Source organism: Microbacterium sp. Root1433D1 (assembly GCF_001426835.1).
Lineage (GTDB): Bacteria > Actinomycetota > Actinomycetes > Actinomycetales > Microbacteriaceae > Microbacterium > Microbacterium maritypicum.
This window is the reverse complement of record NZ_LMFN01000003.1, coordinates 920,642-935,138: the sequence shown is the minus strand read 5'-3', so window position 1 is coordinate 935,138 and position 14,497 is coordinate 920,642. Positions and strand designations below refer to the sequence as shown.

The following is a 14,497-nucleotide window of genomic DNA, read 5'->3' as shown; positions in this document are numbered from 1 at the left end:
AAAGCAAGGCGAAGTGACGAACCAGGCACCGGACGAGGCTGCACGTGAGCGCGAAGAGCGCTGGGCACGTCAGGAGGAGGCCGCATCGTCGGCCACCCGAGACATCGCCGATGTACCCGCTGTCGAGGTGATCACCACCGCCGCCGTGCACCTCATGAGCGCCGCAGCCGTCAAGCTCGGACTCGCCGACGATCCCGACGCCGCGGCGCAGATCGACCTCGACGAGGCGCGCAAGCTCATCAACGCTCTCGCCGGCCTCATCACCGCCGGCGCTCCCGAGATCAGTGACATGCACGCCCGCTCGCTGCGTGACGGTCTTCGTTCGCTGCAGCTCGCCTTCCGCGAGGCATCGACGATTCCCGACCCGATCGGCAAGGGACCGGGCGAGAAGTGGACCGGTCCGGTCAACTAGTCAGGGCTGCAGGATCAGGGGTTCCGCGGTGGAGGGGCCGGGGCAGGCGCCTCCGGTGTGGGTCCAGGCAATCGCCTCTTCAGCCTCGTGGATGAGGGTTCCCTGCGCGTCGAAGAGACGGATGTCGACGTCTTCCGGCGTGGACATGTCGAACATGAGGCTCCACGTCCCGTCGTCCTGACGGGACGTGGAGAACATGTTGGTCGAGGAGGTCTCGTCCTCCCCCGGCGCCGGTGAGCACTCCGCGTCCACGCAGAACTGGACGGCCGCGACCGCGGGGAATGCGCTCACGTCGACGACCGCCCCGTTGACGTAGCCGATTGCCGGGCACGCGGTGAAGCAGCCCGTGGTGCCGGTCGCGGCACCACACAGGAGCACGACCACGGCGAGGACTCGCATCAGACCGCGGGACATGCCCCGATCGTAGCGAAAGCGGTCAGGCGCTGCGGCGGAGCTTCACCGTGAGCGAATCCGCGAGCACGGCGATGCGGTCGTCGGACGCCCAGCGCTGAGCGAGGCGAGAGAGCACGGCGTCGAGCACCTCACGCTCCAGACCGTCGACGAGCTCGAGGATCACGATCAGCTCGGGGCCCCGGAGCCGTGCGTCGGGATCGCCCGCGGCCACCGCCACGTCGATCACGGCCAGTTCGTGCGCCACGCTCTCCTGGAGCGCGGTGAACACCTCGGTGGAGAGGAAGCTCGGCTCCCAGCGGTGCTCCTGAGCGATCGCCCACACCGCGGGGCGCCGGATGACGAACTCCGTCTCGGAGGTCGGGTCGAGCACGATCAGGTCGGTGTCTTCCGCGGAGGCCGCCAACGCGGCGCGAACCGCCTCGACCGGAATCGGTCGCGCGGTCGGATCCCAGGCCTGCATGGCCTGGACGGAGGAGAAGACCGGCTGCACGCGGCGTCCGTCGGGAGCCGCCACCGTCACGATGGACAGCTCCTGCGTCTTGTCGACGGTGAGTCCGTTCGGCGCGACGCCCTCGTCGCCCTTCTCCGCGATGAGCGGCACCAGCACCCGCGCACCCCGGAAGGCGTCGACCACCTCAGCCTGGCTGCCCTGTCCCGCACGGAAGCGAAGGATCGCGGCCAGGAGAGCGGGGTCTGCGGAGCCGTCGTCCCCCGCGTGCGGGTTCGACTCGAAGCTGCGCCCCTCCCAGGGGACGCCGGCCGAATCGCCGTGGTTGTGCGACTCGGGCCCGCAGGCGTGCGCGTCAGTCTCCTGCGACATCCAGTGCCTCAGCCAGCGTGAACGCGCCGGCGTAGAGTGCCTTGCCGACGATCGCTCCCTCGACGCCCAGCGGCACGAGCTCACGGAGCGCGGCGATGTCGTCGAGGCTCGAGATCCCACCGGATGCGACGACCGGCTTCGGGGTGCGCGAGGTGACCTCACGCAGCAGTTCGAGGTTCGGGCCGCGGAGCGTGCCGTCCTTCGTGACGTCGGTGACGACGTACCGGCTGCAGCCGGCGTCCTCGAGGCGCTCGAGCACCTCCCAGAGGTCACCGCCCTCCTTGGTCCATCCGCGGGCGGCGAGAGTCGTGCCCCGCACATCGAGGCCGACTGCGATGGCCTCGCCGTAACGACCGATCACGTCGGCAGCCCACTCCGGGTTCTCCAGCGCCGCGGTGCCCAGATTGATCCGGGTGGCGCCGCTCTCCAGAGCCGCCTCCAGCGTCGCGTCGTCGCGGATACCGCCCGAGAGCTCGATGTTCACGCCCTTGAACTGCTTGATGACCTTGCGCAGGATCGGCGCATTGCTGCCGCGGCCGAATGCGGCGTCGAGGTCGACGAGGTGGATCCACTTCGCACCCTGCGCGGCCCACTCCCCCGCTGCATCCAACGGGTCGCCGTAGCTGGTCTCGGTGCCGGCCTCGCCCTGGGTCAGGCGGACGGCCTTGCCCCCGGCGACATCGACCGCGGGAAGGAGCGTGAGCGAGGGGGACTGCGCGAAGTCGTTCATGGGGTCCTTGGATCGGGAAGCTCTTCGGCCCGGTGCGGGCACGAGAACCGAGGGTAGTCCGCCGGACGGCGGGGAACAAAACGGATGACGCCTGCCGGCGTCGTCAGAGGCTCTGGACCCAGTTGCGCAGCAGCTGGATGCCCGCCTCGCCGGACTTCTCCGGGTGGAACTGCGTCGCTGAGAGCGGGCCGTTCTCGACCGCCGCGAGGAAAGGATCCCCGTAGGTCGTCCAGGTGAGGACGGGCTCGGGGAACGGCGGGATGACGTCGAGCTCCCAGGACTGCGCGGCATAGGAGTGCACGAAGTAGAAGCGCTCCTGCTCGATGCCTCGGAACAGCACGCTGTCGGCACCGGGCTCGACCGTGTTCCAGCCCATGTGCGGAAGCACCGGTGCGTTGAGCTGGGTGACGGCCCCCGGCCATTCGCCGAGGCCCTCGGTGTCGTGGCCGCGCTCGACGCCGTGCTCGAACAGCACCTGCATCCCGACGCAGATCCCGAGCACGGGGCGACCGCCGGCCAGACGACGATCGATGATCTCGTCTCCGCCATGGGCGCGCAGGGCATCACGCACGGCCTGGAACGCTCCGACACCGGGCACGACGAGACCGTCGGCCTCGAGAGCGGTGGCGCGGTCGCGTGTCAGCACGGCATCCGCACCCGCGGCCACGAGCGCCTTGACCGCCGAATGGACGTTGCCCGACTCGTAGTCGAAGACCGCGATGCGAGGTGCAGCGCTCACAGCGCACCCTTGGTGGAGGGGACGCCGTCCACGAGAGGGTCCAGCGCCTTGGCCTGACGGAACGCACGGGCGAACGCCTTGAACTCCGCCTCGGCGATGTGATGAGGGTCGCGTCCGCCGAGTACGCGCACGTGCACCGTCAGAGCCGCGTTGAACGTGATGGCCTCGAACGAGTGACGCACGAGCGAGCCCGTGAAGTGCCCGCCGATGAGGTGGTGCTCGAACCCCGCGGGCTCACCCGTGTGCACGAGGTAGGGACGACCGGAGATGTCGACGACGGCCTGAGCGAGCGCCTCGTCGAGCGGAACGAGCGCGTCGCCGTAGCGGGAGACGCCGGACTTGTCGCCGAGGGCCTCGAGAATCGCCTGGCCGAGCACGATCGAGACGTCTTCGACAGTGTGGTGCGCGTCGATGTGCGTGTCGCCGGACGCGCGCACGGTCAGGTCGGTGAGCGAGTGCTTGGCGAACGCGGTGAGCATGTGGTCGAAGAACGGCACCGACGTGTCGATGCGACTCGCACCGGTGCCGTCGAGATTCAGCTCGAGCTCGACGGTGGACTCCGACGTGCTGCGCACGCGGCTCGCTGTGCGCGGGGTCAGTGCGGGGGTGCTCATGAAGCCGATCCTATCGAGGCCAGGGCGTCGAGGAACGCGGTGGTCTCGGCCTCGGTTCCGGCACTCACCCTCAGGTGGCCGGGGATGCCGACGTCGCGCACGAGCACGCCGCGGTCGTAGAGCTGCTGCCACGTCGCCTTCGGGTCGGCGACTCCGCCGAACAGCACGAAGTTCGACCACGTCTCGTGCGGCTGATAGCCGAGCGCCTCGAGGGTCGCCGTGATCCTGTCGCGCTGTTCGACGATCTCCTCGACCATCCCGAGCATGACGTCGGCGTTGCGCAGTGCCGCGATGGCCGCTGCCTGGGTGAGGGCGCTCAGGTGATAGGGCAGACGCACCAGCCGCAGCGCGTCGATGAAGGCCGGATCCGCCGCGAGATAGCCGACGCGAGCGCCCGCGAACGCGAACGCCTTGCTCATCGTGCGCGAGACGGCGAGCCGCGGACGCCCTTCGAGCAGCGTCAATGCGGACACCGCGTCGCGGGGAGCGAACTCCTGGTAGGCCTCGTCGACGATAACGATGCCCCGAGCCGCGTCGTAGACGGCTTCGACGACGTCGAGCCCCAGCGGCGTGCCGGTGGGGTTGTTGGGCGAGCAGAGGATCACCACGTCCGGGTCGGCGGCCCGCACCTGCTCGGCGGCCTCCTCCGGCGTGATCGTGTAGTCGGGCTGCCTGGTGCCGGCGATCCACCGCGCCCCGGTCCCCTGGGCGATCAGCGGGTACATCGAGTACGTGGGCGCGAAGCCGAACGCCGTGCGCCCCGGCCCGCCGAACGCCTGGAGGATGTGCTGGAGCACTTCGTTGGACCCGTTGCCCGCCCAGATCTGCTCGGGGGTGAGCCCGTGCCCCAGATACTCGGCGAACGACTCACGAAGGGTGCTGAACTCCCGGTCGGGGTAGCGGTTGACGTCGCGGATCGCCACGGCGATGTCGTCGAGGATGTCGCTGGCCACTTCATCCGGGATCGGATGTGTGTTCTCGTTCACGTTGAGCGCGATCGGAAGGGGCGCCTGCGGAGCGCCGTACGGCGTCAGTCCGCGAAGATCATCACGTAGCGGGAGATCGTTGAGGGAGAGGGTCACCCTTCCCATGTTAAGCGGCGCCCCGAGTCGATGACGCAAAGTTGCTGCAGCGACGCTGCGGCAGGATCAGTTCACGTACTGGGCCGGGATGGCCAGTGTCTGACCGATCTGGAGCTCGCCACCACGCAGCAGGTTCATCCGGCTGATCTCACCGATCACGTCGCGCGGGTCGGCGTCGGGGGCGACGCCGGTGGCGATCGACCAGAGCGTGTCGCCGGGCATGACCGTGACGGTCTCGACGCTGACGGCCGCGGTGTCTGCACCCGAGGCGATCGCACTGCCACCGCTGAGTGCGGCGAACGCGATGCCGACCGCGAGCGGCACGGAGGCGAAGGCCAGCAGCACGGCGCGGCCACGCGTCGTCAGTCGGAGTCGCGTCGAAGGACGGGTCGACGCCGGAACGACTGCTGCGGTGCTGAAGCTGATGCTGCTCATGTGGTGCTCCTTAGCCTGTCCCGGAGCCGTGAGGCGACCGGGGAAGTTGGCGTAGCGTTCGCATTCCCGCCTCGGCCGGGAGCCGTGAATGCGAAGCTACGTACCGAAGATATCTTCGAGTTCGAACATCTGTCAAGTATTCTTCGAAACCCCGCCGACGATAAGGCCGACACGCTCGAACAGATCTTCCAGATCGGCCCGATTCTCGGATACGGTTTCGATAAGGACACCCCACCACGGGCCTCCGACATTCGAAGAGGGACGTCGGATCACGCACTGAAGGAGCACCATGAGCGAGAACTCTGCCCCCGAGTCGGAGGCACCGCGCACGCGCCGCCGGAAGAGCCTCAGCCCGAAGCAGATGGCGATCCTCGAGGTCATCCAGAACTCGATCGCGCACCACGGCTACCCGCCGAGCATGCGCGAGATCGGCGACGCCGTCGGCCTCAAGTCCCTCTCCAGCGTCACCCACCAGCTCGGACAGCTCGAGCTCAGCGGCTATCTGCGCCGCGACCCCGGGAAGACGAGAGCTATGGAAGTGCTCATCGATCTGCCTGGTACCAGCACCGAGAGCCCCGCCGACGTGGCGACCCCGGTCGGAGACGCCGCGCTCGTCCCCCTCGTCGGGCGCATCGCAGCCGGCGTGCCGATCACCGCCGACCAGCAGGTCGAGGAGATCTTCCCCCTCCCCCGCCAGCTGGTGGGCAAGGGCGACCTCTTCATGCTCAAGGTCTCCGGCGAGTCGATGATCGATGCCGCCATCTGCGACGGCGACTGGGTCGTCGTCCGCTCCCAGAACAGCGCCGAGAACGGCGAGATCGTGGCGGCGATGCTCGACGGCGAGGCCACCGTGAAGGTGCTGCGTCGCCGCGACGGCCACACCTGGCTGCTCCCCCGCAACTCCGCGTTCGAGCCCATCCTCGGCGATGAGTCCGTGATCCTCGGCAAGATCGTCGCGGTACTGCGCGCGGTCTGAGACAAGACGGCACGACGAAGCCCCCCGGGTACCGGGAGGGGCTTCGTGGCGTCGGGCAACGGATCAAGACCGCGATGCTCCCGTCCTGACGCACGGGCGTCCACCTTCGACGCCTAGGCTCGAAGCATGTCGTCGTCCCCCTACGGTTCCTGGCCCTCGCCCTTCTCCGCGGCCTCCGTCGCGGCCTCCTCTCCGCGCATCGACGGAGCCCGCTTCGTCGGTGCGGAGATCTGGTGGGGTGAGTCGGTACCCGCCGAGAAGGGACGCGTGACGGTGCGGAGTTCTTCCGGCTCCGAAATCCTCCCCGCCCCCTGGAGCGCGCGCTCTCGCGTGCACGAGTACGGCGGAGGCGCCTGGACGGTCGATGAGCACGGCACGCTGTTCTTCGTCGATGCAGGAGACCAGCGGGTGCGCCGCCTGAGCGTCGGAGCCGAACCGGTCGCCCTTACCGCCCCGGGCCCCTCACACGGCGGTCTGCGCGTGCAGAACGGCCGCCTGCTGGCCGTGCGCGAAGACCTCTCGACCACGCCGCACCTCCGCTCGGTCGTCGAGATCCCGCTCGATGGATCCGCCGCCGAAGACCCGTCCGCGATCAGGGTAATCGTGCAGGGAGACGGCTTCTTCGCCCACCCCGCCCTCTCTCCCGACGGCACCCGCGCGGCATGGGTCGGCTGGGATCGAGGACGGATGCCGTGGGAGGACGCGCACGTTCAGATCGCAGAGGTCCCCGGCGGGGCGCCGCACACGATCCCCTCGCGGGCGGCGCTGCAGCCGGAGTGGCTCAGCGACGCGGAGCTGATCTTCGCCGACGATCCCGACGGTCGCTGGGCTCTGCAGCGTGTCACGCTCGATGGGGTGACTCCCACCGGGCCGGCGCGACCGTTCGCCCCTGCCGGCGCTCCTGTCGATGCGGACACCGGCTACGGGCTGTGGGTGCTCGGCAACCGCTGGTACCAGCCGCTCGACGACGGCCGCATCGTCGCCGTCCGTACGAACGGCCGCGACGAGGTCGTCGTGATCGATGCCGACGGCGGCGTGAGCGTGATCGACTTCCCCGGTGACGGCCACGTGAGCATCGATGCCGTCGACGGCACCAGGGTGCTCCTCTCCGGCAACGGCTCTCGGGCGACGGCGGGCCTGTGGTGCGTCGACATCGAATCCGGCGAGTTCACCGCCGTGCGCGGTGGCGAGCCGGTCGATCCGGAGTGGATGCCCGCGTCCATCCCGATCGAGATCGAGGGTCCCCGCGGCGCGGTGCACGCATTCGCCTATCCTCCGGCCAACCCCGACGCGTCGGCGCCCGACGATGAGCGCGCACCCTACGTCGTGCTGGTGCACGGCGGACCGACGGCGCACGTCACCGGCGCGGCGTCCGCGGCGATCGCCTTCTACACGAGCCGGGGCATCGGCGTGCTCGACGTGAACTACGGAGGATCCACGGGCTACGGACGCGCCTACCGCGAGCGTCTCGACGGCCAGTGGGGCGTGGTCGACGTCGACGACGTGATCGCGGCCGCCCGCGGACTCGCCGACGCCGGACTCGCCGACCCCGCCCGCATCGCGATCCGCGGCGGTTCGGCAGGTGGTTGGACAGTGCTGTCGGCGCTGGTCCGCGGTGGTGCCTTCGCCGCCGGGATCAGCCGCTACGGCGTGGCCGACCTGCGCATGCTGGTGGCGGAGACGCATGACTTCGAGGCGTCGTACATCGACGGCCTGGTCGGACCGCTCCCCGAGTACAAGCACCTGTACATCGAGCGTTCGCCGCTCACCCACACCGATCGCATCGATGTGCCCGTGCTGCTCCTGCAGGGTGGGGAGGACCGCGTGGTTCCGCCGTCGCAGTCCGAGGCGATCCGCGATGCGCTCGCGACCCGCGGCATCGACCACGAGTACGTCCTGTACCCCGCCGAGGGGCACGGCTTCCGCAGCGCGGAGACGATCGTCGACGCCCTCGAACGGGAGCTGAGGTTCCTCGGCCGCGTCTTCGGGTTCGAGCCGCGCCTGTGAGGGCCGGGGACTACTCCCCTACACGGTTGCGCAGCCGCATGGCGCGGTCGGCCTCTCGGGTGTCCTGACGCTCGCGCAGGGTCTGGCGCTTGTCGTATTCGCGCTTGCCCTTCGCCAGAGCGATCTCGACCTTGGCGCGACCGTCCGAGAAGTAGAGCTTCAACGGGATCAGTGTGTATCCGCCTGCTGACACCGCGTGTGCGATCTTGGCGATCTCCTCGCGGTGCAGCAGGAGCTTGCGGATGCGCTTGGCCGAGTGGTTCGTCCAGTGCCCCTGCGAGTACTCGGGGATGTGCACGGAGTCGAGGAAGACCTCGTTCCCCTTGACGAACGCGTAGCCGTCGCTGAGGTTGGCGCGCCCCTGACGCAGTGACTTGACCTCGGTGCCGGTGAGCACCATCCCCGCTTCGTACGACTTCTCGATCGTGTAGTCGTGACGTGCGCGACGATTGGTCGCGATGACCTTCTCTCCGCGTTCCCTGGGCATGATGCTCTCCTGTTGCCGTGATGAGCTCGATCGATCGATCCGACCGAGCAGCCTTTCAGGCTATCAGGTACGCAGCCAGCGTCGGATCGCGAAGCCGGCCGAGAGCGCGGCGAGGATGACACCGATGCCGATCAGCACGGGAACCACGAGCGCGGCATCCTGCATCGTCACCCATGTCGTGATGAACGGAACCCGGCCCCGCAGATAGCCGTTCACTCCGAAGTGCACGCCGGCCACGACCGCGGCGCTGGCCAGGGCGGAGCCGAGGAAGGCGGCGAACACGCCCTCGAGGACGAACGGCGTCTGGATGAAGCGGTTGGACGCTCCGACCAGGCGCATGATGCCGATCTCCTTGCGTCGGGCATACGCCGACAGTCGGATGGTGGTTCCGATCAGCAGGGTGGCGGCGATGAGCATGAGCACCGCGATGCCCACCGCGATGTATGTCGCGACGGTCAACGCGGAGAACAACGGCTCGAGGTATTGGAGCTGATCCTTGACCTGCTCCACACCGGCCTGTCCGCTGAACGCCTCGGCGAGCACCTGCGACTGGCCCGGGTCCTTCATGGTGACGAAGAACACCTCGAAGGCCTGGTCGGGCGTGAGTACGCTCGCCTGGTCGGCACCGAGCTGATCGACGAGCTTGGCGTAGGTCTCTTCCTTGGTGTCGAACGTCATCGAGCTGATGAGCGGCTTGAGCGCATCGCCCTCGAGCTGTGCACGGACGGCGGCGACCTGCTCCTCGCTCGCGGCACCGTCGAGGCAGGTCTCGGATTCCGAGACCGCGGAGCACATGTACACCGCGACCTGGGCGCGCTCGGCCCAGTAGCCGCGCATGACGCCGATCTGTCCCTGCATCAGGATCGCCGCACCCACGAACGTCAGGGAGACGAAGGTGACGAGCACGACGGAGATCACCATCGAGATGTTCCGCCGGAGCCCGCCCAGGGCTTCGGTCAGGATGAGTCCGATTCTCATGAGGTCGGGCCCACTTCCTCGTCGTCTTCATCGGAGAGGCCGAGGCGATCGGCGACTCCGAGCTCGGCGACGTCGACCGTCGGCAGCGTGATGGGGTGTGTTCGCGGGCGGATGACCGCCGGAGGTTCGACGGCGGCGGGAGGCTCCACGACGTTCGCGCCAGAATCAGCGGCCTGCGAACGTGCGGGCTCTGGGGGCTCGACCGTGCGCGGGGCCGGGGGAACCACGGTCTCCCCGTCGCGGTCGACCGCGGCCGCGGCCGCGGCCTTGCGCTGCGTGCTGAGCTCCTCCGCCAGGGCGGCACGCACCATGGAGAGGTCTGCGGTCTGACGCTGTACTTCCTGCACGGCGGTGAGCGCGGCCGCTGCCGCGGCCCCACGCACCTCCTCCGGGACGAGGCGCGGGATGTTGGAGGTGTCGCCGTACCCGCCGTGCACCTCATCGCGAACCATCTCGCCGTCACTCAGCTCGATCACGCGGCGCTGCATCTGGTCGACGAATCCGGCTTCGTGGGTGGCCATCAGCACGGTGGTGCCGCCGGCATTGATGCGGGCGAGCAGCTGCATGATGTCGACCGAGGTGGCGGGGTCGAGGTTTCCGGTCGGCTCGTCGGCGAGCAGCACCTGAGGACGATTGACCAGAGCGCGCGCGATCGCGACGCGCTGCTGCTCGCCGCCGGAGAGCTCGTGCGGCATCCGCTTCTGCTTGCCGTCGAGACCCACGAGCGCCAAGGCCTCCGGAACAGCCTGCTGGATGAAGCCGCGCGACGAACCCGTCACCTGAAGCGTGAAGGCGACGTTCTGGTAGACGGTCTTCGACGGCAGAAGTCGGAAGTCCTGGAAGACCGACCCGATGTGGCGGCGGAAATACGGCACCTTGCGGTTGGCGAGCGCCCGCAGGTCCCTGCCCAGCACAGCGACCCGCCCCGTCGTCGGGACGTCTTCGCGCAGGATCAGGCGCAGACAGGAGGATTTGCCGGAGCCCGAGGCGCCGACGAGGAAGACGAACTCCCCGCGCTGCACCTCGAAGTCGACACCGGAGAGGGCGGGCTTCGACGTCCCGCGGTAGCGTTTCGTGACGTTCTCGAACCGAATCATGGCGCTACGAGCCTAAGCGCGGGCTCTCCCCTGGCCGCGAGCGACACCCCGCACGACGCTTCCGTCCTCCGACCGGATGGGGATTGCTCCCCATCCACGACCCACTGCCACGTCGCCTGCCACTGCTATACATGAAGATGTCGGCTGCAGGAAGTGGCCGCCGAGTTCTTTCAAGGGGGACCCATGACTACGCCCGCAGGATGGTACGACGACGGATCCGGTCGACAGCGCTGGTGGGACGGCCAGCAGTGGACCGAGCACTTCGCCCCGGAGACCACCGATGCCCCGGCCGTCTCCGAGGAGCAGCTCGTCGTCGAGGAGCAGGTCGCCGAGACCCCATCGATCGATGACACCGTCGTCCGTCCGTCCGACGAGACGCCGATCTCCCCCGAGTCGTCGGATCCGTCGCAGACGGCTTCCGCAGGTCTCACCGCTCAGGATGTGAATGATGCTCCCGGGGCGACGGCGGCGACGACCCCGCTCAGCGACGACCTCGGCGCATACTCCGCCCCGGCGGCTCCCGCCTACCCGGTCGGCGCAGCCGCGCCGTCGTCGGATTCCTACCCGGGCGCCGCGCCGGCCTACCCCGGCAGCACGACGGGCTACCCCGCCGCCGCCGGGTATGGGCAGCCCGGTCCCGAGGAGCCGAAGAAGGTGTCGGTCCTCGGACTCGTCGGACTCGGGCTCGCGGCGCTCGGCACGATCCTGGTCTTCATCCCGGTGATCGGCTTCATCGGCTTCTTCCTGCTCGCCGCCGGGTTCATCGTCTCCCTCGTCTCGGTCTTCCTCAAGGGCAAGAAGTGGCCGGGCATCACGGGGCTCATCCTCGCGGTCGTCGGGACGATCATCGGCATCGTGATGTCGTTCGTCTACCTCTTCGCCTTCGCCCAGGGAGTGAGCGAAGAGATCGACAGGATGCCCACCTCTTCTCCGTCGATCGAGGCGACCGCGCCGAGCGAGACCGAAGGAACCGACGGCACCGAGGGAACCGATGCCGGCGTTCGCCCGACCGCTCCCGAAGTGGCTCAGGGACTCACGGCGATCCTCGCTTCCACCGGAGCCGAGGGATACACCGAGCCTCAGATCTCCTGCCTCGCGGACCTGTTCGTCGCCTCCGACCTCGACAACGCGACGCTGCGCACGATCGCCGAGAGCGATGGCGCGCTGACCGACACCGATGCCCTGTACGGCTTCGCCGAGGTGCTCGGGGACACGGACGCGGTCGCCGCGTGCTTCACGCCCTGACCACCGCAGAGTGACGTCGAAGGCCTCAGGAGCATCGCGCTCCTGAGGCCTTCTTCGCGCGGTCGTCCTGGCATTCGACACAGGGCGCCCAGCGCCGCTACCGTCGTCATGACGGCCACACCGCTGAGGATCGGCCGGCGTAGCGAGAATGACCTCACCACGCATTCGCCGACCGAGAAAGACACACGGGGAAGCCTGATGACAACACCTGCCGGCTGGTACGACGACGGCTCCGGGAACCGACGGTGGTGGGACGGTCAGCAGTGGACCGAGCATGTCGTCACGGGGAGGCCGGCGCCTAGCGACGAGTCGACAGCGTCTGAACCGACAGTGCAGGAGCCGACGGCTTCCGAACGGGCGCCGGAGGCTCCTGTGCCGGCCGCACCCATCACCCCGCCAGACGCCGCCGAACCGGCACCCTTCGTCCCGCCGTACACGCTCGCGGGCCAGATGCCCGCGCCCGCTGCGACCACGTCCCCTGCCGGTATGACGTATCCGGCATACGGCGGATACCCGGCGGCGTCGTGGCCGGTCGCACCGTCTCCGCAGCCCGCGACCGGAGTGCCGGTGGTGGGGATCATCGGACTTGTCGCCGTGGTCATCGGCGTCGTCTGCGCCTGCTTCCCGGTGATCGCGATCGCCGGTTGGGCGCTGCTCGCCGTGGGCTTCGTGATGTCGCTGATCTCGCTCTTCCTGCGCGGACGGAAGTGGCCCGGCATCACCGGACTGGTCGTAGCCGTCATCGGCGCGGTCCTCGCCGCCGCGGTCTCTTTCCTCGTGCTGGCGACGTCGTCGATCGCGGAGAACGGCGACAGTCCGTTCGCCGCTCCCGGCGATCGCCCGTCGTCCGAGGGCGATTCCTCCACCGGACGCGAGGATCCCTCCACCATCGAGGGTGCGGAGATGGTCCCCTTCGAGGAGCTCGAGGTCGGCGACTGCCTCCCCCTGGTCGAATACACCGACGACGACGTGATCTTCGATCTACCCGTCGTGCCGTGCGAGCAGCCCCACACCGACGAGATCTACCTCATCTTCGACGTCGAAGACGGCGAGTTCCCCGGCGACGACGCCCTGGGCGTCACGGCGTCGGACGGCTGCCTCGCGGCGTTCGAGTCGTACGTCGGCGTCTCCTACGACGTCTCCGAGCTCGATTACTACTACTACCAGCCGACGAAGTCATCCTGGAACCACGCGTCGGATCGCACCGTGCAGTGCATCCTCTTCAGCTACGAGGAAGTGACCGGAACCCTCAAGGGCGCGAACTACTGACCGACGACGCACACGAAGAAGGCCCCGGATCTCTCCGGGGCCTTCTTCGTGTGCTCAGTCCTCGATCTTGCGCTTACGCCAGCGGATGCCCGCCGAGATGAAGTCGTCGAGGTCGCCGTCGAACACCGCCGCCGGGTTGCCGGACTCCTGTCCGGTGCGGAGGTCTTTGACCAGCTGCTGGCCGTAGAGGAAGTACGAGCGCATCTGGTCGCCCCAGCTCGCGGTGATGTTGCCCGCGAGCTCCTTCTTCTTCGCCGCTTCCTGCTCCTTCTGCAGGAGCAGGAGTCGCGTCTGCAGCACGCGCATCGCGGCGGCGCGGTTCTGGATCTGCGACTTCTCGTTCTGCATCGACACGACGATGCCGGTCGGGAGGTGGGTGAGGCGCACGGCCGAGTCGGTCGTGTTGACCGACTGCCCACCGGGGCCGGAGGAGCGGAAGACGTCGACGCGGATGTCGTTCTCCGGGATGTCGACCTCGGTGGCCTCTTCCATCAGCGGGATGACCTCGACGGCGGCGAACGACGTCTGGCGCTTGTCGGCGGAGCCGAACGGGCTGATGCGGGCGAGGCGGTGGGTTCCGGCCTCGACCGAGATGGTTCCGAAGGCGTAGGGCGCATCGATCTCGAAAGTGGCCGACTTGATGCCCGCGCCCTCCGCGTAGGACGTGTCCATGACCTTGACGGGGTACTTGTGACGCTCGGCCCAGCGCAGGTACATGCGCATCAGCATCTCGGCGAAGTCGGTGGCGTCGTCGCCGCCGGCGCCGGAGCGGATCGTGATGATCGCGGCGCGCTCGTCGTACTCGCCATCGAGGAGCGTCTGCACCTCGAGCTGGTTGATGAGGTCGGTGAGAGCGGCGAGCTCGGCGCGGGCTTCCTGCGCGGAGTCCTCATCGCCCATCTCGTTGGCGAGCCCGATCAGCACCTCGAGGTCATCGAGACGCTGAGCGATGCCGGTGATGCGGGCGAGCTCGGACTGGCGGTGGCTGAGTGCGCTGGTCACCTTCTGCGCGTTCTCGGTGTCGTCCCAGAGGTCGGGGGCACCGGCCTCCTCGCTGAGACGCGCGATGTCGTCGCGGAGACGGGAGACATCGACGACCTCGCTGATGTCGCCGAAGGTGTGCCTGAGCGCCTGGATTTCGGCGGAGAGATCTAGTTCGAGCATGACACCTCAGCCTAACGTGCCGCCTGCC

The 14,497-nt window shown here is 68.6% G+C and carries 16 protein-coding genes; 5 read left to right on the top strand and 11 right to left on the bottom strand.

Going from position 1 to position 14,497, the window contains the following annotated elements; translation table 11 throughout:
• Positions 1–13: 13 nt before the first annotated feature.
• Positions 14–412: a DUF1844 domain-containing protein gene (locus tag ASD13_RS15470; RefSeq protein ID WP_017828562.1), complete on the top strand. Its 399-nt coding sequence runs from the start codon at positions 14–16 to the stop codon at positions 410–412.
• On the opposite strand, the gene ASD13_RS15465 is transcribed toward ASD13_RS15470, so the two are convergent.
• The 7 genes from ASD13_RS15465 to ASD13_RS15435 form a co-directional block, all read right to left on the bottom strand.
• Entirely contained in the window at positions 413–826 is a 414-nt protein-coding gene (locus ASD13_RS15465; RefSeq protein ID WP_055871030.1) for a hypothetical protein, read from the bottom strand.
• Positions 827–848: 22 nt separating this feature from the next.
• Complete coding sequence (locus ASD13_RS15460) at positions 849–1,646, bottom strand: SseB family protein (protein WP_055871027.1); 798 nt, start codon at positions 1,644–1,646, stop codon at positions 849–851.
• Positions 1,630–2,376, bottom strand: coding sequence for a bifunctional 1-(5-phosphoribosyl)-5-((5-phosphoribosylamino)methylideneamino)imidazole-4-carboxamide isomerase/phosphoribosylanthranilate isomerase PriA (gene priA, locus ASD13_RS15455; RefSeq protein ID WP_017828559.1), 747 nt, complete (start codon positions 2,374–2,376; stop codon positions 1,630–1,632). The genes ASD13_RS15460 and priA overlap by 17 nt, the downstream gene beginning before the upstream one ends.
• Positions 2,377–2,479: 103 nt before the next feature.
• Entirely contained in the window at positions 2,480–3,115 is a 636-nt protein-coding gene (gene hisH / locus ASD13_RS15450; RefSeq protein ID WP_055871024.1) for an imidazole glycerol phosphate synthase subunit HisH, read from the bottom strand.
• Entirely contained in the window at positions 3,112–3,729 is a 618-nt protein-coding gene (hisB, locus tag ASD13_RS15445; RefSeq protein WP_055871021.1) for an imidazoleglycerol-phosphate dehydratase HisB, read from the bottom strand. Before hisB ends, hisH begins: the two co-directional genes overlap by 4 nt.
• Complete coding sequence (locus tag ASD13_RS15440; protein WP_055871018.1) at positions 3,726–4,811, bottom strand: histidinol-phosphate transaminase; 1,086 nt, start codon at positions 4,809–4,811, stop codon at positions 3,726–3,728. The genes hisB and ASD13_RS15440 overlap by 4 nt, the downstream gene beginning before the upstream one ends.
• 66 nt (positions 4,812–4,877) lie before the next feature.
• The gene (locus tag ASD13_RS15435; RefSeq protein ID WP_055871014.1) at positions 4,878–5,246 is read right to left on the bottom strand and encodes a LysM peptidoglycan-binding domain-containing protein; all 369 of its coding nucleotides are present in this window, start codon (positions 5,244–5,246) and stop codon (positions 4,878–4,880) included.
• 289 nt (positions 5,247–5,535) lie between these two features.
• On the opposite strand from ASD13_RS15435, the gene lexA reads away from it, so the two are divergent.
• Both lexA and ASD13_RS15425 read left to right on the top strand, forming a co-directional pair.
• A complete protein-coding gene (lexA, locus tag ASD13_RS15430; RefSeq protein ID WP_017828554.1) occupies positions 5,536–6,222 on the top strand; it encodes a transcriptional repressor LexA in 687 nt (228 codons plus the stop codon).
• A gap of 126 nt (positions 6,223–6,348) precedes the next feature.
• Positions 6,349–8,229, top strand: coding sequence for a S9 family peptidase (locus ASD13_RS15425; protein WP_055871010.1), 1,881 nt, complete (start codon positions 6,349–6,351; stop codon positions 8,227–8,229).
• Between the two features lie 10 nt (positions 8,230–8,239).
• Here the strand turns inward: ASD13_RS15425 and smpB are convergent, their stop codons facing one another.
• From smpB to ftsE, 3 genes are all read right to left on the bottom strand, one after another.
• Complete coding sequence (gene smpB / locus ASD13_RS15420) at positions 8,240–8,716, bottom strand: SsrA-binding protein SmpB (RefSeq protein ID WP_017828552.1); 477 nt, start codon at positions 8,714–8,716, stop codon at positions 8,240–8,242.
• Between the two features lie 63 nt (positions 8,717–8,779).
• Positions 8,780–9,694, bottom strand: coding sequence for a permease-like cell division protein FtsX (ftsX, locus tag ASD13_RS15415; protein WP_017828551.1), 915 nt, complete (start codon positions 9,692–9,694; stop codon positions 8,780–8,782).
• Complete coding sequence (ftsE, locus tag ASD13_RS15410; RefSeq protein ID WP_055871007.1) at positions 9,691–10,791, bottom strand: cell division ATP-binding protein FtsE; 1,101 nt, start codon at positions 10,789–10,791, stop codon at positions 9,691–9,693. Before ftsE ends, ftsX begins: the two co-directional genes overlap by 4 nt.
• Positions 10,792–10,974: 183 nt before the next feature.
• Here ftsE and ASD13_RS15405 point away from each other — a divergent pair, with 183 nt between their 5' ends.
• Together ASD13_RS15405 and ASD13_RS17435 are read left to right on the top strand one after the other, a co-directional pair.
• Positions 10,975–12,036 carry a DUF2510 domain-containing protein gene (locus ASD13_RS15405; protein ID WP_055871004.1) on the top strand — a complete coding sequence of 354 codons (1,062 nt, stop codon included), beginning with the start codon at positions 10,975–10,977 and terminating at the stop codon, positions 12,034–12,036.
• Positions 12,037–12,234: 198 nt separating this feature from the next.
• A complete protein-coding gene (locus tag ASD13_RS17435; RefSeq protein ID WP_162246301.1) occupies positions 12,235–13,305 on the top strand; it encodes a DUF2510 domain-containing protein in 1,071 nt (356 codons plus the stop codon).
• Positions 13,306–13,359: 54 nt separating this feature from the next.
• On the opposite strand, the gene prfB is transcribed toward ASD13_RS17435, so the two are convergent.
• Positions 13,360–14,469, bottom strand: coding sequence for a peptide chain release factor 2 (gene prfB, locus ASD13_RS15395; protein WP_017828547.1), 1,110 nt, complete (start codon positions 14,467–14,469; stop codon positions 13,360–13,362).
• Positions 14,470–14,497: the final 28 nt, after the last annotated feature.

Bases quoted from the DNA above. Each gene is read 5' to 3' on its own strand.
- ASD13_RS15465 (WP_055871030.1), bottom strand. From the start codon at position 826: ATGTCCCGCGGTCTGATGCGAGTCCTCGCCGTGGTCGTGCTCCTGTGT.
- ASD13_RS15460 (WP_055871027.1), bottom strand. From the start codon at position 1,646: ATGTCGCAGGAGACTGACGCGCACGCCTGCGGGCCCGAGTCGCACAAC.
- priA (WP_017828559.1), bottom strand. From the start codon at position 2,376: ATGAACGACTTCGCGCAGTCCCCCTCGCTCACGCTCCTTCCCGCGGTC.
- hisB (WP_055871021.1), bottom strand. From the start codon at position 3,729: ATGAGCACCCCCGCACTGACCCCGCGCACAGCGAGCCGCGTGCGCAGC.
- ASD13_RS15435 (WP_055871014.1), bottom strand. From the start codon at position 5,246: ATGAGCAGCATCAGCTTCAGCACCGCAGCAGTCGTTCCGGCGTCGACC.
- lexA (WP_017828554.1), top strand. From the start codon at position 5,536: ATGAGCGAGAACTCTGCCCCCGAGTCGGAGGCACCGCGCACGCGCCGC.
- ASD13_RS15425 (WP_055871010.1), top strand. From the start codon at position 6,349: ATGTCGTCGTCCCCCTACGGTTCCTGGCCCTCGCCCTTCTCCGCGGCC.
- smpB (WP_017828552.1), bottom strand. From the start codon at position 8,716: ATGCCCAGGGAACGCGGAGAGAAGGTCATCGCGACCAATCGTCGCGCA.
- ftsX (WP_017828551.1), bottom strand. From the start codon at position 9,694: ATGAGAATCGGACTCATCCTGACCGAAGCCCTGGGCGGGCTCCGGCGG.
- ftsE (WP_055871007.1), bottom strand. From the start codon at position 10,791: ATGATTCGGTTCGAGAACGTCACGAAACGCTACCGCGGGACGTCGAAG.
- ASD13_RS15405 (WP_055871004.1), top strand. From the start codon at position 10,975: ATGACTACGCCCGCAGGATGGTACGACGACGGATCCGGTCGACAGCGC.
- ASD13_RS17435 (WP_162246301.1), top strand. From the start codon at position 12,235: ATGACAACACCTGCCGGCTGGTACGACGACGGCTCCGGGAACCGACGG.
- prfB (WP_017828547.1), bottom strand. From the start codon at position 14,469: ATGCTCGAACTAGATCTCTCCGCCGAAATCCAGGCGCTCAGGCACACC.